Genomic DNA, 25,073 nt, shown 5'->3' with positions numbered 1-25,073 from the left:
ATGCCTGTAAAAAATCGCCAATAAATTGGTATTATCCCCTTCTAGTAAACAAGAGAAAAAAACATCTGGTAAGATGGACTTAATCTTGTTGAACGGAGGGGATTTTTCATGACTAAAAAGGGACAATCATTCCGGCAATACTCCTTAGATGTGAAGATGGAGGCAGTCCGGTTGGTGAACGAAGAACATATGAGTATTCGTGAAGTGACGAAACAATTGGGCATTCGTAATAAATCCCAAGTGCAAAGCTGGGTGATGAAATATCGAGCGGGGGAGAATCTCCGGCCAACGACCACAAGGCAGGGACGACCCAAAACGAAATTTTCCAGTATGGAAGAAGAGATGGCGTATCTACGGGCGGAGATTGAATATTTAAAAAAGCAGTATCCAAATCTACACAAGGAGTGACGAGGAAAGAAGCAAGGTTTGAAATTATTGAGGGAATGCGAACACGATATTCGTTGAAATGATTACTTGAATTAGCCCATGTTTCTCGGGCAGGATATTATAAATGGAGAAAGACTCAGCAAACAACCCAGCAGCGTAAGCAAGAGGAAGAACTCCTGGAATCGCATATGTTGTCGATCCACCGGATTCACCCCTATTTTGGTTATCTGCGTATGACCGTTGCTTTACGTAGAGAAGGTATCTTGGTCAACCACAAAAAGGTGTACCGCCTAATGAAGAAATTGGGAATCCGTTTCGTCATTCGAAAGAAGCGGCGCTTTTTCGGCAAACAGGCATCTGTGGTAAATGCTAACCGATTAGATCGACAATTTCAGGCAGATTCTCCTTTATCCAAGCTGGTTACCGATATTACATACATACGAGCTGGAGAGCGGTTTATATATCTCTCTGTCATTCAAGATCTGTTTAACAATGAAATCGTGGCTTGGCGTCTTTCGGAACGAAATGACCTTGCTCTAGTTAGCGAGACGCTAGACGTTCTAAGTAAGAACGTGAACATGGAGGGTATCATTCTCCATTCAGACCAGGGGTTTCAGTATACCTCCAAGCCGTTTAACCGCAAACTTAAGCGGCTTAATGGTTGGGAGCCATTCAAGGCGTGGAAATTGCCTAGACAATGCCTGTATAGAATCCTTCTTTTCCCATCTTAAAACAGAGAAGATTTATTTAACGAAACCCGGAACCCTAGCGGAGGTAGAACAACACGTACGGGAGTACATTTCGTTTTATAACGAAAATAGATTGCAGAAAAAATTAAACAGCCGTTCCCCGATTGAATACCGAGAAACGGTTGCTGCTTAAAGATGTCTTTTTAGTTCTGTCTACTTGACAGGGGTATGACCAAAATTGGCGTCTTTTTTATTTTAAAGATACGAGCTAAGGATGAGGACTTATATCATTATCAAAAAGGACAAAATCAAATTTCCATTGACGGTACACGAACCGGAAGTTAGTCGCTTATACTTCGGTTATAAGTCTCCCAATTGAAGCAACAATTTAATATCTGAGGAGCCAGACCAAATGTCAAACTATGACCGTATTCCCGTTGATTTTAGGTTAGTCACATATATTAACAAGTAAACGCTACTCCTGTGTAAAGGATTTGCTTGAATTTTCCGAATGCTTCATATTTTTAGTCGTAAGAAGCCGCATAGATTGCGGTTTTTTTGTTTTAACGATATAAAATTCTTGTATCAACTCAAGGAATGTCTTTGCCATGAAATTGCTCCGGATGTTCAAATGCTGCCCTTGCAACGCTTAAAAAAGACATTAGTCAAAACACTCACTTTTAATCGTAGTTATCAATTGCTCCATAAATATACGGCTAGCCGCACATAAATATTTGTTTCTTCGGTAAACAACACCGATTTGTGTGGTTAATGCTGGGTTCTGAATCGGAATTGTTTGAATATGCTGATTGTCAATGTAATCGAGATAGGCCTTCGGTAGAATAGTGACGCCAACACCTTTGCTGACCATATTGATGATCGATTCCATCGTTGTCATTTCCATGACCGGTTGGGGCGTGAAATCATACGAGCGACATTTTTCATTAATCAGTTGTCTCATAAAATATGTACCTGGCAATAGGACGGAAGGAACTCGCTTCAGAATATCAAGCGTCACAAAAGGTTGCTGGGCAACGGGATAATCGACAGGAGACGCAAGGGCAAGGTTTTCTTTGTAAAGAGGGATCGATTCCAGGTCATCATGCTCCATCGGTAACATTACGATACCTAAATCAAGCTCATTTTTAAGCAGCTCGTTGTATATATCTCCGGTTCGTAGGCCAAAGACAGACAGCTCGATATTAGGATATTTACGGTGAAACTCAATAACTGTCGGTGGAAGCAAATAATTGACAACCGTCAGTAGAGCACCAATTTTCAACGTTCCTCTTTCTAGTCCCTGTAGTTCGCTTATCGCGGTACGTGCCTGCAAAAGCTCATGAAAAATGTTATAACCATGATGCTGCAACAGTTTTCCTGCTTCTGTTATAACAGTCTTCTTACCTATACGATCAAATAGAGGAGTTCCAATTTCATGTTCCAGTAAACGAATTTGTTGGCTTAGAGAGGGTTGGGCAATGCCGAGCTTCTCGGCTGCACGGGTAAAATGCAGTTCCTTGCATACGGCCATAAAGTACTCCAAATGTTTCAGTTCCAACGTTCTTCCCCCTTAACGTTCTATAACAATAGGCTATTTGAATTATTGTAAGATAACTCATTGAAAATATCTAATGAAATTGGACTGGAGGAGGGTGAAACATGAAGTAAACTCAACTCTGACACAAATCGATTGATGATATCGCTTTCATAGGTAAAACCAATCATTATGAGTAAAAATATGAAATTGAACAGGCTTAGGAAAGTAGATAAGATAGGGAAAGATTAACTTTCCCTCTGAAGAAATGAGGAGTAAACATGAGTAATTTAAGTAATTTAGCGATTGAAGATAGAATAAAAGAAATTAGAAAAAGAATGGATTCGGCTTGCCAATCTGTCGGGAGGAATCCTGAAGAAGTGAGGCTCTTGTTAGCCGTAAAAACCGTCCCTGCAGAGAAAATTATTCGAGCCCTAGACTTTGGCGAAACATTGCTTGGTGAGAATAAAGTCCAGGAATTACAGCAAAAGTATTCATTTATCGGAAATGAACGAGCAGAATGGCATTTTATCGGACATCTCCAGACGAATAAGGTTAAGGACGTCTTGAAATACGCAACATGTATTCATTCGGTGGATCGTTTAAAGTTGGGACAAGCATTGCATAACCATTTAACCAAGGAAAAAAAGAAAGTCGATATTCTCGTACAAGTCAATACTTCGTATGAGGAAAGTAAGTTTGGTGCTTCTCCTGAAGAAGCATTGAATTTGATACAACAATTGGCTCAGCTGGACACTTTGCAAATAAAAGGTTTGATGACAATTGGAAAACTGTCTGCCAATCAAGACGAAGTAAGAAGTTGTTTTCGTTTGCTGAAATCGATCCAGCAACAGGTTATTCAACAAGACTATTCTGGTGTTAAAATGGACGTGCTGTCTATGGGGATGTCCGGTGATTTGGAGGTTGCAATTGAAGAAGGAGCAACCATGGTACGGGTAGGAACAGCGATATTTGGAGAAAGAATCTATCCCGATAGTTACTATTGGAATGAGCATGCTTCCGATTCCGATTAAATGAACTTCCTATTAAAGTGTGTTCTTGGAATTGAATAGATAAGGGAGTTAAAAAAGTATGCACATTCATTTTGTTATTCATGAATTGTTTGAAGGGCCAGGCGCGTTCCAGACGTGGGTTGAGACAAGAGGATATAACGCCGGATATTCAAGAGTTTATGCCGGTGAACAACTCCCAAAATCAGCAGAGGAAATCGATTTATTAATTGTGCTAGGTGGCCCTCAAGGTCCGAATACAACCACGGAAGAATGCTCTCACTTTGATGCGGCTGCAGAAATAGCATTGATCAATACATGCATTAAAGCAGGAAAGGCAGTACTGGGAGTATGCTTGGGAGCACAGCTTATCGGGGAAGCTCTGGGTGCGAAGCATGAGCATAGTCCGGAAAAAGAAATAGGTTGTTTCCCCATAATATTCACAGAAGAAGGAAAACATAATGATAAATTTTCCCATTTCGGTGATATTAGTGTTGTTGGGCACTGGCACAATGATATGCCTGGATTAACTGACGATTGCGAAATAATAGCCTACAGCGAAGCTTGTCCGAGGCAGATTGTAGAATATCAGAAGCTTGTCTACGGTTTCCAATGCCATATGGAGTTTAATCAAGAATTGATAGAGCTTCTGATCGAGAATTCGGAAGCCGAATTATCAGAGCATAATGGACACAGATTCATTCAGCAACCAGAACTACTTAGAAATAGTGACTACCAAGTCATGAATGAAAATCTGTTTTTATTTTTGGACAAACTCGTAACCGAGTATTTAGAGGACAGCAATATTTGAGTAACGTAAGAAGTTGCTATATTATTTATATTATCCCCTTCTAGGAGACAAGAGAAAAAAGACATCTGGTAATATAGATTTAATGCTTTTGTTGAACAGAGGGGGGGCATAGTCCAAAAAGCGGAAATCCCCCCCCTGATTTGAAGGTAGAGGCTGTTACCGCTTTTTATCGAACATTCGATTTCAGACAGAGTTGAGCTTAAATAGCCTTGATAGAATCTGCAGCAAATGTTCACATATGGGAAGAGGCAAGAGAGATTCCCACTTATGCAACAGGCCAACCTGATTAAAATTCAAAGTCCAGGGTGTACCAAGGGTAAAAGTTTACGCGACTTCGGTTTTCCCGAACGCAGCGAAGTAGATGTAATAACACACGCATGCTAAGCACTCAATCAATGACTAGAGGAAGTAAAAGTAAGCACTGAAAGAGGAGCAGTATACCATCTGTCTACCCCTCTCCATACAGTAAGGGCCCTAATTCACCTTCGAACAATTGGGAACTTTTTATAATGAGTGCTTACGACTTATGGATATTATTCTTAATTGTCAGCCTATTTGTAACAGTTCTTTCAATTTTCGGACTCCGATACTAACGAGAAACAATAATTAAATATGGACATAGAGGCAGCCGGCTATTGTGGCTGTTTTTTTGTTAAAACTAATGGGCAAATGAAACTAAACGGACGATCAACAAAATTTAGTTTTAGTTATGACTTTTTAATGAAGTTGCGCAGCTGAATATGTAAGTAGCTAAAGGAGGCCCATATGTATGAAGTCTCATACCTTTGACCGTATTAAAATCCCCCCAGGATTTTGGGCAGGATTACGTCAATTAGGGATTGCCGCCCACGACGTAGCTCGCAAAGCACGACTGCCGCTCACCATTATTACTGAACCAGTAGTCACCACCGCCCAATATTTCGCAATCTGGCAGGCTTATTCCGATCTCATTGGTGACACTGCCCAAGGAATCATCAAGCTTGCGACCGTCTTTGAAACAGCGAAGTACCCACCGACCGTCTTAGCGACTTACCACGCTCGTGACTACCGCGACGCTCTAAACCGAATGGCTCGGTACAAACAACTGTGTCCCCCCGAAAGCTTATGTATCACCGAGGAGGGCGAGCACTGTACAATCGAACTGGAATGGCTGGATACCGAGCAACCCGGTCCGCCGATGCTGGTTGGTATCACGCTGGCATGTCTTCTGGAGCTTGGGCGCCGGGGCACAGGTCAATCTTTGACGGCGCGGTTCGTCGAATTTTCGCACTCAATGGGCGATGTACAGGCCCTTGAAGCTTACTTCGGCTGCCGTATCCGGATTGGTGCAAAATGTAACCGGTTGACGCTACATCGAAGAGATCTGGACCGCTCCTTTGTCTCGTACAACGAAGAGTTGCTGGAGATCCTGACTCCCGCTCTGGACCGATCGTTGGAAGAACAGCAGCGCAGCCGCTCAATTACCGAGATGGTCAAATGGATCATGAAACGTAGCCTCACAGGAGGGCGCCCCGACATTCAGGCTGTCGCGAAGGAGCTCAGTATGAGCGATCGTACCTTGCAGCGCCGGCTTACTGACGAAAACACGAGCTTCAAGCACCTGTTGACACAAGCTAGACATGAGCTGGCACGAGAGTACTTGGCAGACCCCTCGCTCGATATTAAAGAAGTGGCTTTCTTGATTGGGTATGAAGACCAGAACTCGTTCTACCGCGCCTTCCGGCTTTGGGAAGGTGATACTCCTTCAAATTGGCGTACTGAACATTTAGGTACAAACTCGATATCAGGACGACGGCTAGGAATGCCAACTATTCATTAATAGAATTCCCAACCTAACCAATTCTACAGAGAGCTAGTATTTACTGAGTTTTATCATTTGGCGTGTTAAACAAGAACTTTGGCGCAATATGCTAGTTACTGAACAATCCAGACAAGGTAATATAATCACTATCCGGAGCACAAGACTGCTTTAAAAATGACTACTAATCAGCTTGCCGTGTATGACAAACGAATGAAAGGGGCGATTTTAAAGGGGAACTGATCATGACATAGTTTTGAAGTAAATTAAAAGGAGAAATGTATTTTGGATATGGGATTAAACAATAAAACAGCTTTAGTTACAGGATCAACGAAAGGTATAGGTAAAGCAATTGCCATTGAACTTGCCAAAGAAGGTATTAATGTACTAATTAATGGACGAAATTATGAAGAGGTAGAACGAACTATAAATGAAATTAAGTCAGATTTCCCGGCTACCTCTCCTCAAAATGCTACAGCCGATATTGTGGATATTGAACAAAGAGAAGCTTTATTTGAAAAATACCCCAACATTGATATTTTAGTTAACAATATGGGTATTTATGAAATTATGCTATATGAGGACGTTGACGATGAAGTATGGGAAAAATACTTCCGTACCAATGTTCTTGCTGCAAATGGATTATCTAAATTTTATTTACCTAAAATGTTGAAAAATGATTATGGCCGCATTATCTTTATTGCGAGTGAAGAAGCAATTATGCCTTCAGGACAAATGCCTCAGTATTGTATGACAAAATCAATGTTATTATCATTGTCAAAAAGCTTATCTAAATTAACAATAGGAACAGAAGTTACAGTCAATACGATCATGCCGGGACCAACACTCTCTGAAAATGTGCATCAAATAATCGAGGGTATGTACCCTAATGAAGATATGATTTTTTCAGAAAAAGAGAAAGAATTTATGACTACAAACCTACCTCAATCTGAAATACAGCGATTTATCAAGCCTATTGAAATAGGTAGACTAACTACATTTGTATGTAGTCCTTATGCATCCGCATTTAAAGGTTCTCCAATCCGTATGGATGGGGGAATGGTTCCGACTATTTTTTAATATTGTATATTCATGCCACAATATCTTTTGCGCCAAAACTCCGCCTCGCTCATTGTCCCCAATGTTTTATCATCGGGGACTTCGATCATTCGAAAATCTCACGTAAGCCCAGCCGCTTTGTGTGCTCGGCAATCCCTTTTGGTGCGAGTGAAATCCCCCCCATAATGCACAATAAATTAAACTGCAAAATATTACCATCCCAATTTTCATGACTTTTTCTAATTTTGCCTTTATGATTAGCGGTTGTGATACCCTGGATCACTTTGCCAATACGGGTTAGAGTATGGTAGATAAAAAATTTTCGTATAAACTTTTGGGCTATGAACGCCGAATTAATAGTATAAATGATTTAGTAGTAGAGTTAATAACGCCTGAGTTGGAGAAAGAAAAGAAACATAATATTAGGTTTGCTTCGATATACCGACCTCTAAAGAAGATCGCTTTAACACCACGAATACAGAGGTTCAGCAGAATGGAGGTCAACAGTTTGGAATGGCGAAGCAGACGTAAAGTCTTGTGGGCTTGGTTTGGCTTGCTGTTAAGCGCAGCTTTGGGGATCGGGGGATGCTTATCCCATGCCGATGGGGGAGAATCGACAAAACGCTTTATTGCGAAGAATTTGACCAACCCTAACGGGACACTGGCTACCTACTTGCAAGAGGCAAAGTCGGTCAGTCCTGAGTTGGCAGCAGGGCGAGAGGCGCTCTCCGAGTCACTCGGGCTTTGGATGCAGGTGGTGTTAGCAAGTGATGATCAGGCCGCCTTTGAAAAGAGCTATGAAACGTTAAACCGCTACTTCGCGACGGATCGAGACTACATTGCATGGAAATTAAGCCCCGAAGGGAGGGCGGAAGTCAGCACGAACGCGCTTGGCGACGACTTGCGGATTATTGGAGCTTTGCTGGAAGGGGCCCGGAAGTGGAAGGGCCATCCCGAGTGGAGGGCGAGGGCTATGGATTTAACGGAAACGTTGTTAAGCCGCTCGCAAAAAAACGGATATCTGGTGGATTTCTACGATTTCTCCAGACAGGAAGCTCCTGATACACTGGCCCTCGCTTATGTGGATTTGTTGACGCTAAAAGGGCTCATGCAAGAAGGCGTACTGGACGAGCGAACGTACCAGCGATATTATACCCTGCTGCAGGAAATGCCGGATGACGGTGCATTTTACCCCAAGTCATTTAACGTGGTCACCGGGGAGTATGCGTATGAAGTAAACGTAAATTTAATTGACCAACTACTTGTAGCTATTCATACCGGAGAAACGGATAGGGATCAAGAGCCGCTGTATCAATTTCTGAAGCAGAAGTTTGACCAAACGGGGAAATTGTTCGGACAGTATATGCGCACCGACCGGACGGCAGCGGTGAAGTATGAGTCTCCTTCGGTTTACGGTCTCGCCATCATGTTTGCTCTTCAACAAGGGGACAGGTCCTTAGCAGAACAACTGTACGAACATATGCTAACCCTCAAGGGACATGATGTCCGTTATCCTGGCGGGTATGTGTTTGAAGCCAATACCCATATTTTCGATAATCTGCTTCCTCTACTAGGGGAGTATGCCCTTGAAAACGAGTGAAAAACCTTCCGCTTTGACCGCGAGAAGGCGCCGGGCAACGTGTCGGACATCCAAACTAGTTAAGTCATAAATCATTATAGAGGTGGGCATGAGAAATAAAAGATTAATCCAGCGCATGGTCTGGGGATACATCCTGCTGATCGGTTTAGCGATCCTGCAGGTACTGCTGGTATATGTGAACGTTTTTTGGGACCAATCTTTTACTATAATCGAGCTGGTTTTCAGTACAGGATGCCTTGCGGCTCTGCTACTGGGATTTCTGGTTCCGGCTGGGGTCTCGGCCGTATGTATTTTTGTTTATATGGTTGCGTATTTGGTTTGGTTTACGTCTTACGCTGAGGTGGACGTGTTGTCGTTTTCCTGGCTGTGGTTGCCCCCGGCCAATATGACCGCAGCCGCGTTTATCAAAGCCGGGCTGATCCGCAATAAGCGGCTTATGGAGCGGCTTGAGGAGCTGCAGCGCAGAAATCCCGAAATGGACTTGGATACCTCGCTCGGGAATAAGGAAGCTTTTGCGGAAACGTTGGTCAAACAGTCTAACCTTGCCAACCGTTATTCAGATACGTACAACTTCTGTCTGGCTATGCTTAAAATTGAATTTTTGCCGATGGTGCAGGAATCTCTCGGTTCGCAAGGGTTTGCCCGGCTGCTCGCTTCCTTATCGGAAGGAATTCAGAAGCAAATCCGCTACGAGGATTACAAGTTTGCCCTTGATCAGGGAAGGTTTATCGTTTTGCTTCCCATGACAAACCATGAGTATTTAAAGGCGCTGACGGATCGGATCAAGAACGCGCTGATGGACACTTCCTTCCAGGACCGGAAAGGCCGGGAGTTGAAGTTGGTGATCCGTGCCGGGGCACTGGTTTTTACGAAGGAACAGTTCAGCAAATATGAAAATGCAGACGCGGTCATTTCCGCGCTTGAACGCAATACAGAGACGGATTTGATCGGAGAATACATTTGAACTCATCCAATTCATTGTGGATGATTTGCAGCAGGAGGAGAAAGAAATGGCTTATACTGCCTGGTTTATTCCGTTATGCAAGATAGTTAGCGTTATTTTTGTTCTTGCGGTTTTGGGGCTGTTTATTGCAACGCTGGTCTTCCGAGTACGTGTAAATCGAAAATATGACCGGAGGAAAGTAAGTGGCTGATTTATTGTTAGTATTATCGATTATAAGCATTTGGGCGGCTGTATTCCAGTCGATTCTAATTATGTGGGGCGCGGTTCGGTTTATTTTCAGGCAAAGCCGCAAGGATTGGGACATTCCCGATCCAGAGAAGATGGAGCATTTTCCTAGGATCACCGTCATGGTGCCCGCGCATAATGAAGAATTGGTCATTGCAGCAACGGCGGAAAATATTTTGCGGCTGAATTATCCGAAGGACAAAGTGCAGCTCATCGTTGTTGCCGATAACTGCAGTGACGGTACCGCCGGGAAATTGAAGGCGCTGAAAAACAAGGAAGTGTTTCGGGACCGGGATTTTATGATTTTTGAACGGACAGGAACGGGCGGTAAATCCGGAGCGCTTAATGATGCGCTGGAGTATGCCAAACACGAGTGGATTTGCATTTTTGACGCCGATGCGGCGCCCGAGCGGAACGCTTTATACTTTTTGATCGAAAAGGCTATGGAAGAGCCGGATGCTTACGGGGCTGTTTTTGGACGGAACAAGGCAAGAAACCGCGGTCAAAATTTCCTCTCCAAATGCATCAATCTCGAACTGGTTACGGCCCAGCGGATTTATCATACGGGATTGTGGGAGCTGTTCAAGTTGGGGACGATTCCGGGGACGAATTTCATTGTAAAAACGGATCTGATCCGCGAGATCGGCGGATGGGATACGCAGGCGATTACAGAGGATACGGCCATTTCGTTCGAGATTCTGACGAGAGGACAGCTCATTGCGCTAGCGCCCCAGGCGGAAGCTTATCAGCAGGAGCCGGAGCAGCTCAGCGTTTATTTGAAGCAGCGGGAGCGGTGGGCCAAAGGAAATTTTTCCGTCGTGATCGACAACATCCATCATTTGTTTAACCGATCAAGCTGGCGCATAAAGCTGCATGTGCTGTACTACGTGGCGAGTTACTTCTGGTTTATGCTGGCTATTATCGTATCGGACATCATTTTCGTCGTTAATCTGATCTACGGGGTGATCGCGTTGTTCAAACCGGATGTGGAGATGCCGTTTCAGTTTGTAGATAATTTGTATGTCTACCTCATGATTGCTTGGGGATTGATGTATTACCTTTTCGTGCTGCAGATCAATCTGGCGCTGGCGGCCGATATTGGACAAAGCACGATGCAAAACTTTATTTTGTCCTGTATATCTTATTTCACTTATGCCCAATTGTTCCTGCTGATTTCCCTGCGCGCTTTCTATTCGATGATCGTCGATAAGTTGACGGGGAGAAAAACCAAGTGGTACAAAACGCAGCGGTTTGGGTGATAAAGAAGCCAGCAAGTGCCTGATCGGATCAATCAAGATAACGGCAGCTTTCGACATGCGATCATCGAAATAACATGTCGGAGGAAAAGAACCTAGAGGCTTTGGAAGTCGCCATACTGGCATATTCGATGGGAAATTATGATAGAAGCGAAATTGGAGCAGACTCTCATACGGTGAGCTTATAAAAGAAGAGGAATGGTAATTGTCGATATTCCAAAGTACTGTTTAAAGTGCTTTTTTTTGCTGTTTATTATCATTTGCTTTTGAAATGCCGATATAACATGGAGTCTGGAGAATTATTTCTACATAAATTTTACCTAAAGGAAGTGGAAAGAGATGTTGAAAAAGAAATGGCTTATCACCCCGTTGGTTGCGGTGGCACTGTTTTTCAGTCAATCCGCATTCGCGGCAAATACGTTTCCTGATGTGGACGGGACAAAATATGAATGGGCTGCCGAATCCATTCGTTCGATGGTCGACAAAGGCGTTGTCAAGGGCTATGCGGATGGGACCTTCAAGCCAAGCAAAACCATAACGAAAGCGGAATTTGTAAATATGTTTCACAAGCTTTTTCCAGAAATCAATCATTCATCCGGAAAATCTTCAGACTTTGTGGATGCGCGTAAGCACTGGGCGAATAAAGATTTTGCAGCAATATTCAACGGGGATTATGTTTGGCAGTTCACTGAAAGTGTAGGGGGCAAATATCCAAACTATCAATTCTATGTCAAGCCTGATAAACCGTTGACCCGCTGGGATGTGATGATGATTGCTTCCGTTCGGACGGATTATACCAATCAGACTCTTCATCCTGAGATTGAGGAAGTGATTTCCTCAGCTGCGCAGTACAAGGATATGAAAGTTCGTCAGGCAAATTACAATGACAATTTCTCGGTCAACTATCCGGTACTATTCATCGACACGACCCGAGAAGAGTACCCCTATGATGGAGATTTCCAAGAACAAAAGGCAGAAGCATTCTACACCCTGACTAATATGGGCGTCCTTACCGCTAATGAAGGATACCTTCACCCAAAAGCGCTAGTCACACGGGCTGAAGCGGTTACCATTTTACAGCGTTTGTACGAAGCCACAACTAAGTGATTTTTAAAGCAATGATGACATTACTTATTCATAAGGATCGATCACTCTGACGTGCTGCTTTGCAGCACGTTTTTTTTGCAGTTGTTGTTAGCCTCAGGGAAAATAAAATGTTAATTGTCGGAGGACAAGAACAGGTATTCATTACCGATTAGATAGTTATCTAAAAATCTCATAAGATCTAAGGGTTAATATTATGGACAAAACCACTTGTACCCACTGCAGCTGACAGTTAATCTGATTAGTATGAAGCTGACGGGCAGGATAGTTTAATAACATATCGAATTTTTTAAGCGTGGAAGGGTATACGAGGTGAGGCGTTGCTTAACTAAAGCGTGAAGTAGAGGTAATCAAAAAGGAGATACCAAGATGGAAACAAATCAAAATATTCGTTTGGCAATCGAAGAATCTATACAGTTTCTTGAATCTACTCTGCATTTGGGAATGGCTCACGGCGAGTACAGCCGTCGAAAATGGGATGGAGCTTGGTGGCATATGGCTGCTCTTTATGAAATGGGAGAGGTGAAACTAATTCCCAAGTCTGCTATTGTCAGAGCTAAATATTTACTCGAAACCCAGGTCTGGCCGACCTTCATCATATCCGCCGATGACCATCCTACAAGTGAAAGCGATAAGATGAAGATGGATTGCTGCCATTGTGAACTTGCCGTATACTATATGATTTTAATGGCGTATGGCTGTGATTTGGACAAGGAACTGCCTTGGATTCGCGAATGGCTCTTAAAGTATCAGCTACCTGATGGCGGACTGAACTGCGATCCTAAAGCTTATACTCATTCTAAAAAGAGCTCTATTGTTTCAACACTTCCTCCGCTTGAAGCTATCTTATGGCATACAGACCGCGAATTTACTGAACAGGAAGCCGTTTTCTTAGATGAAGGTGCACGTTATTTAATTGAGCATCGTCTTGTATGTTCTAAACAATATGGGAGCGTCATCGATATGGAATGGCTGAAGCCTTGCTTTCCGAGGTTTTTTGAATATGATATATTGCGCGGCATGTCCTTCTTGGCAGAATGGTCCCGGCGTAGGAACAAAGCGTTGCCGGTCGGGCTGCTTATTGAAGGATTGGAACGATTGAATACCTCCATGGGAACAGGAGGCTTGCGAATCGGTAGACAAGTCTTTGATCCACAAGGCTCGTGGGGTGGGCAAACCTTTCCCTTGTTAGAAGCAGTGGCTGGCATTGGTGACGTTTCGCCTTATCTAACCAGACAATTGGATCGAGTTATCGAACGATTGGGACCGGAGTATACCGCGTTGCAAATACCTGATATGTAAAATAATTTGTCTATTAAACTAACTGGGAGCGCTAGTTCAATTCAGACAGGTTAACGGCAAAGGCTCAAAGCAGAGAGAGATTTACTTTACGACCGAGTGCAAGGTAGGGTTGAAGAAGTATCTGACCAGTCGTGAGGACTCGTGCAAAGCCTTATTCGTAACCGATACACATCCAACTAGACGAATGAAAATTCCTACGATCAGATGGACATTGATAACGGAGCGCCTCTTGATTTCATTCAAGGGATGTTGAGTCATGAAAAAGCATCAACAACTTTTTTACATTGAGTAATGGTGGTTTGCGTTAAGAATCGTCGTTATTCAACTATAGGACAGATTAGTTCAATAATAATAAAATTGAGTGTTTTTAAAATGATCAAGTAAGTAGAAAGCTGGAACCTGCATAGAAAGGATTCCAGCTTTTTGTTTGGTGCTTAATTCACGAAAGTTTCTTTACCATCTGAATCGATTGTTGAAGTATGAGTATGAGTATGAGACACTTCTTCGATTTTTTTAAATGCCCAGTAATCCTCTGCTGGTACATCCTTCCGTGTAGCCTGAATCGTTCCTGATGACAAGAACATTATCTCATTCCCGACGGGCTACCTGGATATGGAGAGGTTTTTTGAGTCAATATGGCAACGATTCCCACCGACATCGAAACTCCTTCTAATTTGAACTTGGTGAACCTACGACTCTTCCAATTGCCCTGACTCCCGGCGCCGCCAACTCATGAATACCAAGCACAATGCAATTACCGAGAGGATAGCCCCAAGCAGTTGGAATCCCCCGGCACTGAACTTATCTCCCATTACGATGCCTAGTAACAATGAAGAGAGAATGGTTCCCAGGTATCTCGATGTCATAAATACTCCAGATGTTACACCGATAATTTCTTTTGGAGAACTTTTGAACAAGGCCGCTTGCATACCGACATTGTTCAACCCGTTGCTAATACCGAATGCAGCTAACGCCAAACACACACTGATAACCGGTGAAGTTTGATTCAATGTCACTATCCATACTGACCCAAGTGTCATCAGTATTCCGGATACGATCAATGCTGGTCGAGGTCCTGATTTATCTATCCATTGTCCTGCTATTGGAGAAACAACGAGCGAGCACAAACCCAAGCTTAGCATGAGAATCCCTGTATGGAATTCGCTGACATGACGTACCATTTGCAAGTAGGACGGAAGCCCGAAAAAGAGCGAGTAATAAAGTACGTTAACGAGTATGAATTCGACATTGACCCAAGTCATCGCAGGATATTTGGCGAATGTGCGTAAAGGAATAAAGGGTGACGTCGCTTTTAACTCATGTCGTACGAAAGCCCCCAGTGCAACGAGGCCTAACAATCCGACAATGACATGCCCAAATGAGACATGCACAGATGATTTTGCTGACAGTAATCCAACGAGTAGGGCAACCAGACCCACTGTGAAGAGCAGAATCCCTGACGCATCAATCAAATCAAACCATTTACGAAAGGACATGCCCCGTGCAACGGATGTTGGAGGTTCGTCCTTTGGGATATTCCTCCAAGCTAATAGAAAGCTCGTCACCACGAACGGAATATTGACGAAAAAGATAGCAGGCCAATCCCACCAGTGAATCAAGACCCCACCAATAAAGGGTCCAATTGCTGCCGCTCCTGATAGGAATATGGATAAAACTGACAGTGCGGCCGCTTGTTTCTCCGTAATATGAATTCGCACAATGGCCATTCCAACTGAAACCATCATGCTTGTACCGATGGATTGCACAATGCGGAACACGATGAGCCACCCAAAGTTTGGTGATAGTGGAGCTAATAATGATGCAACGAAGACTACGACAAGCCCGGTAAGAAATATCTTCTTGCGACCGAATAAATCACTGGCTTTTCCCATGACAGGTTGAGCGATAGCACTGGCAATGTAGAAAGAAAAAATAATCCAGGAAACAACTGTAAAGTCAAGGCGATACACGTTTTGCAGCCTTGCAATAGCAACAGAAATCATCGAAGAATTTAATGGGTTCAATAGTACCCCCAGTCCAACGGAAATCATCAACCACCTGCTGCGAACACTCATTTTTGGTCCCCCCCAAAGCGTATTAATGTCATCGTACTTAAAATCCATTATTTATTCCAACGCATTTTATGTTATGATTTCATTGACTTGAGGGAATGAAGGGAGAGTGCATAATGGAACTTCTTCAACTGCAATATTTTCTCGCGGTAGCTCGTTTGGAACATGTGACCGAAGCTGCACGAAGTCTGCACGTTACTCAATCGTCACTAAGCAAAACGATTCAACGCTTGGAGGAGGATTTAGGGGTCCCTTTATTCGATCGAATAGGGAGGAGGCTACGATTGAATGAGTTCGGAAGCAGATTCCTTCGCCGTGCAGAAATGGCGTTGTTTGAATTAGAACAGGGGAAGCAGGAGATTAGTGATTTATCCAGTCCGGAACATGGCACACTCGAATTGGCGGTGACCACCGCAAGCACGTTACCAAATATCCTTCGAGAGTTTCGGAAAAAGCGACCCTATATCCAATTTCATGTGCAAATGCTGACCACGCAGGAAATGGTTACGCTTCTTCATAGAGGAGAGGTCGATTTCTGCTTGTCCTCACCCCCTATACAAGGGGATGACATTGAATGTCAAATCGTGTTCATCGACCCGATCCTTGTAGCTGTTCCAAAGGGGCATCGGCTGGCAGACCAAAGTAGCGTATCCTTGACAGAACTGAGGGATGAATGGTTTGTCGGTGTAAAGAGAGGGTATGGTACTCGCGATCTAGTGGACTCTATATGCAAATCAGTTGGATTTGTACCTAAATATGTGTATGAGGGAGATGAACCTGCAAGGCTAAGCACTCTTGTGGAAGCAGAAATTGGCATAGCCTTCATACCAAGCACAGCAAGGAATTCGCGGGAACATATCAAATATCTCCAAGTAGAGAATCACGAATTGGTACGGGAGATCGCTTTATTATGGCACAGGAGTCGGTACATTTCGCGGGCTGCTATGGAATTCCGTGAGGTAGTTGTAGAATATTTTGGGGCGATATCCAAACAGACAATTTAATCATGCTGCACAACTGTTCAGAAAACAAAAAACACCTTTATAGACTCCCATTTGTTAAAAGAACATTTAAAAGTAAAAGATGAGGTGATAGCTGCAGTTGCTTTATCAGGTCTAGCTATATGTATGACCAAAAAACAAGATAGACATCTGGGTAAAAGCTTGATCTAATGCAGTAACCAGATTTCTAAGATTCTTTGAAGTAACAATGAATAGAGGATGATGGTGTCGTCTTTTGGTTTACGCTAGAGCGGCATGTAGAAGTGCAGTAGGGCAGTTGAGCAATGTGCTATATCAACGAGAAGAGGGGGAACCTGACATAAGGCAAGTTCCCTCTTCCATTTAGATAGGGCGGTTGATGATGTCCTTCATCATTTGGGTAAAGTGACAGACTTGACTTGAGCAGAGGTATTTCCGTAAATATCCTTGGCCAGCACGAGAATATGCAGCGTATCGGCTTGGGAGGCACCACCCTGTTTGTATTTAGTAGTTGGAAGCGTTGCTGACCAATTGGCTTTATCTTCTGTAATAACGACACGAATGCCATTGACATAAACTTTAAGCTGCGCGATATCGCTTTGATCTGTGACTGAACCGTCCAAAGCGAGAACATCGTCCTTGATCGAGGCATTCAACTTGAGCACAGGGACTCCTGTTTCCTCGCGTTTAGAGGGGGGGAGCACAGTTTGCGGGTTATAAGAAAAGGTTTCATCCTCAAGCGCTGGCGTGCGTGCTGCAATAGGACGGTTTTTGGTCGCCTGCTCATAGGAATAAGCGTAACGAAGCAGGTCATTATCGCTGTATGCGGCACCTGCCATCGTCAGATTAACGGGCATATCGGTATCCTTCATAGAGCCCATACTCACAGACACACTTGGGATCCCGTACTCGCGTAGAATGAAATTCGTATTGGAGAAATAGTTGCCATTCTCCCAAGCCTCCTCATAGGATGTTTCATTCACATCGGAGTCAGCTTTGCCGATATTTGAATTTGCCGGGAATGCAATAAAATCAAGGTTGTTTTGCTTCATCCAATTTTCAAAATCAATCTTTCGTACATTTTCAAGTCCTCGTAGTCCTTCATGAAACTGAGGAATTTGTTCGTAAGGGGTGACGCCTTTCTTTATGGTTTCAATGAATACGTCATAGTGGCCAAGGTCTCTGCCACGTTTGGCATCTACCGAACCGGGCGGATTCGGAAAGACGGTTGCAGGGTCGATATTAGCCCATGACGGGAAATTCGGATCGCCCACACTTTTAAGGAATTCCTCAGCTACATAAGGATTAAGCAACCCGAATTCCTTTTCAACCCACTTTGCTGGCATCAAACCACGTTCCTCAGGTGTTTTCGCTGTGGCCCGGTCTTTCTCGCTGTTCGCCTGCAAGGGGAAGTCAACTTCCACAACCTCAGCTCCAAGAGCAGTTAAATCCTTTACAGCTTTTTCCCATAATGCCTGTATCGAAGGTCTGAATTTGATTGGAGTTGTGGTTTCATGGTCCTTACCGATATAGATTTTCGGAACACCAATGCGTTTGCCTTTTAAAGCTTGAATGTCTCGCAGCTCTAAATAAGATTTGGGACGGACACTGTTGACAGAAGGGAGCCGAACGGCTTTCTGTTCTCGCCAGAAATCGCCCTTGGTGATCTTATCTTCTACAACGATCACATCAAGCAAGCGGAGCATATCCTCGACAGTTCTCGTATGCGGGACAACGACATCCCGTATAGGGAAGAGCGGCCAATTCCCCCGAATGGAGATTAGGCCCCGCGATGGCGTGTAGGCAATTAAACCATTGTTAGATGCTGGTGATCTTCCAGAGGATACCGTTTCTTCCCCCATACCGAAGGCAGCGAGGTTGGCGGCTGTTGATACGCCAGATCCGTTAGAGGAGCCAGAGTACCAGGCTGCAGCCAAATAATCTGGATTGTATGGACTTTCAGCACGGCCATAAACGCCTCTTTGCATTCCCCCTGCTGCCATTGGCGGCATGTTGGTTTTACCAATGAGCACCCCACCGGATTTGCGTATCTTCTCTACTGTAAAGGCATCGTCCTTTGCCATCAAGTTTTTGAAAGCCGGAGATCCAGAAGCGACAGTGAGTCCCTTAACCTTGTAGCTGTCTTTAACCGTGTAGGGGATGCCTTGCAGAGGCCCGGTCTTAATACCTTGTGCCCTTAGTTGATCAGCTTGAGCGGCTTCTTTTAGTACGTCGGGGTTCAGAACAGGGATGGAATTCAGCCGAATGCCACTAGAATCATAGGCATATACCCGGTTAAGGTACATGGCTGTGAGCTCGACACTCGATAGTGCCCCTGACTTCATCGCGTCCTGCATCTGAGCAATCGTAGCCTCTTGCAATTGAAATGTAACCAGGGAGGAGGCGGGTTCACTATTGGTTTTACTTGAGGATGAGGGCGAAGGGGCGGCGGATGCAAGCGAGCATCCCGTGAGAGTTAAAATCAAACCAGCTGCGATCCATTTGCAATAGCTATTGATTACATTCCTTGTATTCGCTTTTGCTGTTCGTGCGCACATAGCATCTCACTCCTTAAGATGGGTAGGATTCGAAATTTGAATAGAGGGGAATAGGAAAAAGCTTCTTCTACAGTATAAATCTTTCTTATGTACATTTTGTTTCATATTTTATTACTTATTTTTGTGGGCAATGTCAGTTTTTTGTTGATTAGTTTATTTTATGCTACTGTAAATTCAAAAATAGATCAAGATCTCAAGCTAACGATTATTTTTTAAAAAGTTTTCGAAAAGAACTTCTAAATGGTAGTTGCAAAATTTTTCACAAATCAGAAGAAGAATTGCTAATTGGTGAGATGCTGCATCACAGCATTATATTTCTCAGTTAATGGAGTTGAAGAAAGAAGGACCATTTGCTGATTTAGCGTGTAATAACTAAAATTTTACAAGATGAATACGGACATTTTATCAGAATGTAAAAGTGGGTGATGATGAGAAGCTCCACTCAGTTTTGAATCGATTTGTTGATGTAAAAAGCCTCGAAAGCAGAAGATCAAGAGAAATTATACGTTTTTAAGAGAGCTTTTGAGTCGCTATCTCGGTCTCTTGTAAGCACAGTGGAGAATATTTTCAAATAGCGGAACCTCTGGTGGGAAGTTCGGTGCAGCCAAAATCTTCGCTTTTCAACCTTTCATGTATTAAAGCTTTGTTGTCGCGTCTGATTGCGGTATTGCAAAGGTGTTAAAGAAGTGATCTTTTTGAACTGCTTGCAAAAGTAAGAAGAGTCGGTAAAGCCGACAAGGGATGCGATTTCCCCGACGGAGTGACGTTCTTCCGCCAGGAGCTTCATTGCTTTTTGGACCCTAATGGAGAGCAGCAATTGCAAAGGGCTCAGTCCGTATTTTTTCTTTACGGAGCGAATGATATGAGCCGGATGAAAGGAATACTGGGCAGCAAGCTCGTTCAAATCGAAAGCGTCCTGATAATGCGAAGTAAAATAATCGAAAATTTCCTCTGCCAGTTCCTTTTCTTTTTCGTGTTCTCGTAAATCGCAAAAAATCGTTAATATTCTTAGAAATAACTGCTGGTATTCGATCTGGGATTTGGTCGATGAATAAAACAGCTTCTCATTATGATATTTGTCAATTTTGACCTGGGAAATGCTGTCCATATAATTCTTGAGGATTTCATGCAGACTGTCGTCAATCCTTCCGTATTGGGGAAGCGAAATATAAAACACATCTTTTTTATAGTATTTCGTTTTGTTCATTTTGGAATCGACATGTGTGATGGGATTCTCGGAATAGAAGTAATCTCCCGTTGTATAGAAATGAACCCAGGAGAAGGTCGTATCGATAGTACAGGCTTTGTAGCCTTTATGCAAGTTGCCAGGTGTCAAAATTAAATATTGGCCGGACTCGATCGTATATTTGCGCCCATCCTCTTCCAGATAAAGAGCTCCCGAAAAGACGAATATCAGGTCAAAGGTATGCTGAAGAACACGGCGTTCGTGAAGATCTCCTTTTCGGAACAACGATATTCCCCCGACGATAAGATGAGGCAAAGGAGGACAACTGAAATGGATGTATAGCAATTCTGCCACCTCGAATCAATTTTATTATATAAATCATAGCATAGAAACGTCGGAATGATAAATAGATTCAAAATTCAGGCTGGAAATAACTATTGATATTCACGAATCAAAAAAATGAAAATGCTAATAATGTTATATTTTCAATGCTAATAATATTATATTTTTGGTTTATTTTAATGATTTTAATCCCCCTTCCAGGGTGTCATACTTATATCAATAAGACGGTCCGCTTAAAAAGTTTAGCGCTTTCATTCAGTCGACGGAATGAGCCTGTTATTTCATAATTTACCTGGGGGAAAAAGGGTGCAAATCTTAAAAAACTACAAGTTCTCGATTATACTGCTTGCCGGTGTTTTAGTGGGCGCGATCGCTGGCACGATTATGGGCGAAAAATCCGCAGTTCTGCAGCCCTTTGCAGATGTTTTTCTGAACATGGTATTTGTGATCATTGTGCCGCTGGTGTTTGTGTCCATAGCCGGTTCTATAGCGAGCATGACCAATTTGAAAAAGCTAGGGAAAATTTTGGGCATTTTCTTTTTGGTGGTGGTGGTTACGGGCATCATTACTGCTGTTTTGGCATTGATCACCGGTCTGATCTTTAATCCGGCCCTGAACGCTGAGGTTAGCTTTGGAGAGGCTGTTCAGAATCAGGCGGCTGCCTCGCTGGATATTGTCGGTTTGATAACTGTAAGCGATTTCATTGAATTGTTGTCCTTAAAGCATATGATGGCCTTGATTGTTTTTGCAATCCTGTTTGGAATTTCCGTAAGCTCCATTGGAGAAGAGGGAACTCCGGTTTCCAAATTGCTTAGTAGTTTATCCTCTGTGTTGAATAAAATCGTTTCCATTGTTATGTATTACGCTCCTGTGGGCATTGCCTGCTACTTCGCGACACTGATCGGCAAGGTAGGCAATCAAATTGTCTGGTCCGTTGCCCGGGCATCCATTATTTACGTGGCATTTTGTATACTGTTTTTCATTCTGTTCTCCTTTTTGGCCACTTATTTTGGCGGAGGTAAAACCGGAATCAAGCGTTTTTGGAAAAATATATGGCTGCCGCTTACCACGGCGATGGGAACATGCAGCAGTACGGCTTGTATCCCTGTGAATAGACTGGCCGTGAAGCAAATGGGCATTCCCGATGAAATCGGCGACATTATCGTGCCGCTTGGCGCAAACATGCACAAAAATGGTGTAGTCGCCGTTCAAATGATCAAAATTATTTTCTTGTTCGGGATTTTTAATATGACGATGGGCACGGCAGATATGGTAAAGGCCGTTCTGGTAGCCTTGATAAGCGGAATTATAGTAGGTACGATTCCCAGCGGTGGATTTATTGGAGAACTTTTCATCTGTACCGCCTTCGGCTTTCCGATGGAAGCGGTTCCGATCCTGGTTATTTTGGGAACGATTACAGACCCGCTTTGCACTATGGTGAATGTAACCGGCGATCCGGCCATTAGCATGGTGATTTCACGGATCATCGAAGGCAAGAACTGGATCAAACAAAAAATAGACGCTGTGACACATGCGTAGAGTACAGAAAGGCGGATGGGAGATGGAATTAGGGAAAAACGCCGTCGGATCGGCAAGCGCGAAAGAAATAACGGAACTGAACGGCAATGCGATTTATTTGGGAAACTTAAATACAGTAGAAGCCGATTTGAAGCTTCCGCTGAAGGGGAAGTATGGTTCTTCCATTCAATGGGAATCGAAAGAGACTCTATTTATAAGTCATACAGGCAAGGTTACCAGACCTACCTTTGGGGTAGGCAACCGGAAAGTTGTGCTTGTCGCGACGTTGACATATGAAGAGGAGGTAACCCGCAAGACATTTGAAGCAACGGTTCTTCAGGAAGATTATAAAGCAAAGATCGTTGCTGTAAATCCACTGACCGTGCGCACAAAAGTTGGGGAACAGCCGGAACTGCCAACCGTCGTCATTGTAAAAAACGATACCGGAAGTTATACAGTAAGCCAGGTCTCCTGGGACCCGGTAAAAGAGGAGGATTATCGACAACCGGGATTTTTTTCGATCCACGGCAAAGTGGAAGGAAGTCCTTTGAAGGCCTTGGTCACCATTCAAGTGGTGGATAAGATTGAGGAAGCAACTGGTCACGCCAAGCGGGTGCAGGAATTTACGGGGCAAAAGGTAAGCCTGGAAAGGGGAAGTGAATTTGAAGCAGCTATGAACCGTTTCCTGCAGTATGTGCGGTCAGTGAACGATGACCAGATGCTGTATAATTTCAGAGAGGCAGCCGCCGTAGACACCAAAGGAGCACAGCCGATGACGGGGTGGGATGCTCCGGAGTGCAATCTGAAGGGGCATACCACTGGACACTATCTTTCTGCGCTGGCGCTTGCTTATAATGCCACGGAGGATTCTGCGCTACTGGGGAAAATTCAATACATGGTTGCAGAATTGGGCAAATGCCAAACAGCCCTGTCTGAACAGGCGGGCTATGGCCGGGGCTTCCTGAGCGCGTATTCGGAAGAACAGTTTAATCTGCTGGAGCAGTACACAACTTATCCGGAAATATGGGCTCCTTACTATACGTTACACAAGATTATGGCCGGTCTGCTAGATTGTTACCAGCTTGCGGGCCAGAGGGAAGCTTTGGATATTTGCGATAAGTTGGGCCATTGGCTTCACAACCGACTAAGCCGGCTTCCGAGAGAGCAGCTGCATAAAATGTGGTCATTGTATATTGCCGGGGAATTTGGGGGTATGAATGAGATATTGGCCAAATTATATGCGATCACCGGCAATGAAAATTATTTGATGACAGCAAAATATTTTGACAATGAAAAGTTATTCCTTCCGATGAAGGAGAATGTGGACACTCTAGGAAATATGCATGCCAACCAGCACATTCCGCAGGTGATTGGAGCCTTGAAGCTATTTGAGGTTGCGGGAGACAAGGCTTATTTCAATATCGCAGAGAACTTCTGGACGATGGTGACACAAAGTCATATTTATCCGATCGGAGGCACCGGAGAGACGGAAATGTTCAGAGAGCCGGACGCCATTGCCGGTTTCCTCACAGATAAAACGGCAGAAACCTGTGCGAGCTATAATATGTTGAAATTGACCAAAGAGCTTTTTCAGTTTAACCCGCACAAAACGTATATGGATTATTATGAGAAGGCGCTTTACAACCATATTCTTGCCTCAGAGAATAGCCAAAAAGCGGAGGGTGGCAGCACCTACTTTATGCCACTGGCGCCCGGATCTGTCAAGAAATTCGATACGCATGAAAATACCTGTTGTCATGGAACAGGTCTGGAAAATCATTTTAAATACCAGGAAGCCATCTATTTTCATGATGAAGACAGACTGTATGTGAACTTGTATATTCCCTCTCGGCTGGATTGGAGCGAGCAGGGGCTCAACCTGATGCAGAACCGGGATCAGGGCAGCTTGAATACGGTCCGATTTTATATCGAGGGCGGCCCTGTGACGACCCTAATGTTCAGAATTCCCGATTGGGTATCTGAGCCCGTTCAAGTAAAGATAAATGGAGATCCTTGCCGCGATCTGGAGTATGAACACGGATATTTAAAGCTACGCAAAGTATGGAAAAAGGAGGAAATCGAGCTGACACTGCCCTGCTCCTTGAGACTGGTTGACGCTCCCGATAATCAGACCCTTAAAAGTCTTGCTTATGGACCGTATGTGCTGGCGGCAATAAGCGGGGAACAGGATTATATCTCTTGGACATACAGTGAACAAGAATTTCTGGAACAAATCATTCAACAAAAGGATAGCCCTTTGACGTTTGTTTTGGATGGCGCCAAGTTTGTTCCCCTGTATCAAATTCAAGATGAAAGCTATCATGTGTATTTTAAACTTGCCCGCTGATTACCTTTGTTGAAATTTTCTGTTTTGAAGAAAAAACTGCAAAAGGTCGCTTGGTCTTTTTTTATAAAGGCAAGCGGCCTTTTGTTGCTTACCGGCTCTCATTTGATCGAAGAGCTGGTCCTGTCGCAGCCAATAATCTCCAGCCATCTGCGATTATTGCGTGAGAGCGGCCTCGTGGATCTGATAAAAGCACTTTACGTGTGTTGCTTGCAAAAGGATTACGTGGATACAGATAAGGCATCCGAAGCCTATATCTTAGTGAGCAACTTCGAGGATTTACAGTTGTGATAAGCACGCCCTTAAGCAAGTCGTGTTTTTTTGCATGCTGTTT

At 43.7% G+C, this 25,073-nt stretch carries 18 protein-coding genes and 1 pseudogene; 15 read left to right on the top strand and 4 right to left on the bottom strand.

Annotation, left to right across the window (positions count from 1 at the left end; translation table 11 throughout):
- The first annotated feature begins 108 nt into the window (after positions 1 to 108).
- Positions 109 to 1,269: pseudogene (locus AC6EJC_RS16680) on the top strand (IS3 family transposase).
- A gap of 468 nt (positions 1,270 to 1,737) precedes the next feature.
- On the opposite strand, the gene AC6EJC_RS16675 reads toward AC6EJC_RS16680, so the two are convergent.
- Positions 1,738 to 2,634, bottom strand: a complete 897-nt coding sequence (locus AC6EJC_RS16675) for a LysR family transcriptional regulator (RefSeq protein ID WP_444954911.1) — start codon at positions 2,632 to 2,634, stop codon at positions 1,738 to 1,740.
- A gap of 257 nt (positions 2,635 to 2,891) precedes the next feature.
- On the opposite strand from AC6EJC_RS16675, the gene AC6EJC_RS16670 reads away from it, so the two are divergent.
- The 10 genes from AC6EJC_RS16670 to AC6EJC_RS16625 all read left to right on the top strand — a co-directional run bounded on the left by AC6EJC_RS16670 (position 2,892) and on the right by AC6EJC_RS16625 (position 13,739).
- A complete protein-coding gene (locus AC6EJC_RS16670; RefSeq protein WP_444954910.1) occupies positions 2,892 to 3,644 on the top strand; it encodes a YggS family pyridoxal phosphate-dependent enzyme in 753 nt (250 codons plus the stop codon).
- Positions 3,645 to 3,702: 58 nt separating this feature from the next.
- On the top strand, positions 3,703 to 4,431 hold the full coding sequence (locus tag AC6EJC_RS16665; RefSeq protein WP_444954909.1) for a glutamine amidotransferase-related protein: 729 nt from the start codon (positions 3,703 to 3,705) through the stop codon (positions 4,429 to 4,431).
- A 769-nt stretch (positions 4,432 to 5,200) separates the two neighbouring features.
- On the top strand, positions 5,201 to 6,250 hold the full coding sequence (locus tag AC6EJC_RS16660; protein WP_444954908.1) for a helix-turn-helix transcriptional regulator: 1,050 nt from the start codon (positions 5,201 to 5,203) through the stop codon (positions 6,248 to 6,250).
- Positions 6,251 to 6,514: 264 nt separating this feature from the next.
- Positions 6,515 to 7,309, top strand: coding sequence for an SDR family NAD(P)-dependent oxidoreductase (locus AC6EJC_RS16655; protein ID WP_444954907.1), 795 nt, complete (start codon positions 6,515 to 6,517; stop codon positions 7,307 to 7,309).
- A gap of 487 nt (positions 7,310 to 7,796) precedes the next feature.
- Positions 7,797 to 8,888: a glycosyl hydrolase gene (locus AC6EJC_RS16650; RefSeq protein WP_444954906.1), complete on the top strand. Its 1,092-nt coding sequence runs from the start codon at positions 7,797 to 7,799 to the stop codon at positions 8,886 to 8,888.
- Positions 8,889 to 8,976: 88 nt separating this feature from the next.
- Positions 8,977 to 9,852: a GGDEF domain-containing protein gene (locus AC6EJC_RS16645; protein WP_444954905.1), complete on the top strand. Its 876-nt coding sequence runs from the start codon at positions 8,977 to 8,979 to the stop codon at positions 9,850 to 9,852.
- A 46-nt stretch (positions 9,853 to 9,898) separates the two neighbouring features.
- Positions 9,899 to 10,042, top strand: coding sequence for a hypothetical protein (locus tag AC6EJC_RS16640; RefSeq protein ID WP_444954904.1), 144 nt, complete (start codon positions 9,899 to 9,901; stop codon positions 10,040 to 10,042).
- Positions 10,035 to 11,336, top strand: a complete 1,302-nt coding sequence (locus AC6EJC_RS16635) for a glycosyltransferase family 2 protein (protein ID WP_444954903.1) — start codon at positions 10,035 to 10,037, stop codon at positions 11,334 to 11,336. Before AC6EJC_RS16640 ends, AC6EJC_RS16635 begins: the two co-directional genes overlap by 8 nt.
- Positions 11,337 to 11,672: 336 nt before the next feature.
- The gene (locus AC6EJC_RS16630; protein WP_444954902.1) at positions 11,673 to 12,440 is read left to right on the top strand and encodes an S-layer homology domain-containing protein; all 768 of its coding nucleotides are present in this window, start codon (positions 11,673 to 11,675) and stop codon (positions 12,438 to 12,440) included.
- 366 nt (positions 12,441 to 12,806) lie between these two features.
- The gene (locus tag AC6EJC_RS16625; RefSeq protein ID WP_444954901.1) at positions 12,807 to 13,739 is read left to right on the top strand and encodes a hypothetical protein; all 933 of its coding nucleotides are present in this window, start codon (positions 12,807 to 12,809) and stop codon (positions 13,737 to 13,739) included.
- 689 nt (positions 13,740 to 14,428) lie between these two features.
- Here the strand turns inward: AC6EJC_RS16625 and AC6EJC_RS16620 are convergent.
- On the bottom strand, positions 14,429 to 15,814 hold the full coding sequence (locus AC6EJC_RS16620; RefSeq protein ID WP_444954900.1) for an MFS transporter: 1,386 nt from the start codon (positions 15,812 to 15,814) through the stop codon (positions 14,429 to 14,431).
- A 113-nt stretch (positions 15,815 to 15,927) separates the two neighbouring features.
- On the opposite strand from AC6EJC_RS16620, the gene AC6EJC_RS16615 reads away from it, so the two are divergent.
- Complete coding sequence (locus AC6EJC_RS16615; RefSeq protein ID WP_444954899.1) at positions 15,928 to 16,815, top strand: LysR family transcriptional regulator; 888 nt, start codon at positions 15,928 to 15,930, stop codon at positions 16,813 to 16,815.
- Between the two features lie 368 nt (positions 16,816 to 17,183).
- On the opposite strand, the gene AC6EJC_RS16610 is transcribed toward AC6EJC_RS16615, so the two are convergent.
- Together AC6EJC_RS16610 and AC6EJC_RS16605 are read right to left on the bottom strand one after the other, a co-directional pair.
- A complete protein-coding gene (locus AC6EJC_RS16610) occupies positions 17,184 to 19,349 on the bottom strand; it encodes an amidase (RefSeq protein ID WP_444954898.1) in 2,166 nt (721 codons plus the stop codon).
- Positions 19,350 to 19,977: 628 nt separating this feature from the next.
- Entirely contained in the window at positions 19,978 to 20,820 is an 843-nt protein-coding gene (locus AC6EJC_RS16605) for an AraC family transcriptional regulator (protein ID WP_444954897.1), read from the bottom strand.
- Positions 20,821 to 21,183: 363 nt separating this feature from the next.
- On the opposite strand from AC6EJC_RS16605, the gene AC6EJC_RS16600 reads away from it, so the two are divergent.
- From AC6EJC_RS16600 to AC6EJC_RS16590, 3 genes are read left to right on the top strand one after another with little or no spacing between them, the layout of a single operon-like run.
- Positions 21,184 to 22,416, top strand: coding sequence for a dicarboxylate/amino acid:cation symporter (locus AC6EJC_RS16600; protein WP_444954896.1), 1,233 nt, complete (start codon positions 21,184 to 21,186; stop codon positions 22,414 to 22,416).
- A 22-nt stretch (positions 22,417 to 22,438) separates the two neighbouring features.
- On the top strand, positions 22,439 to 24,742 hold the full coding sequence (locus tag AC6EJC_RS16595) for a beta-L-arabinofuranosidase domain-containing protein (RefSeq protein ID WP_444954895.1): 2,304 nt from the start codon (positions 22,439 to 22,441) through the stop codon (positions 24,740 to 24,742).
- Positions 24,743 to 24,748: 6 nt separating this feature from the next.
- Positions 24,749 to 25,030: an ArsR family transcriptional regulator gene (locus AC6EJC_RS16590; protein ID WP_444954894.1), complete on the top strand. Its 282-nt coding sequence runs from the start codon at positions 24,749 to 24,751 to the stop codon at positions 25,028 to 25,030.
- Positions 25,031 to 25,073 lie beyond the last annotated feature (43 nt).

This window comes from Paenibacillus sp. TY11 (assembly GCF_059772165.1).
This window is presented reverse-complemented; position numbering and strand designations above follow the sequence as displayed.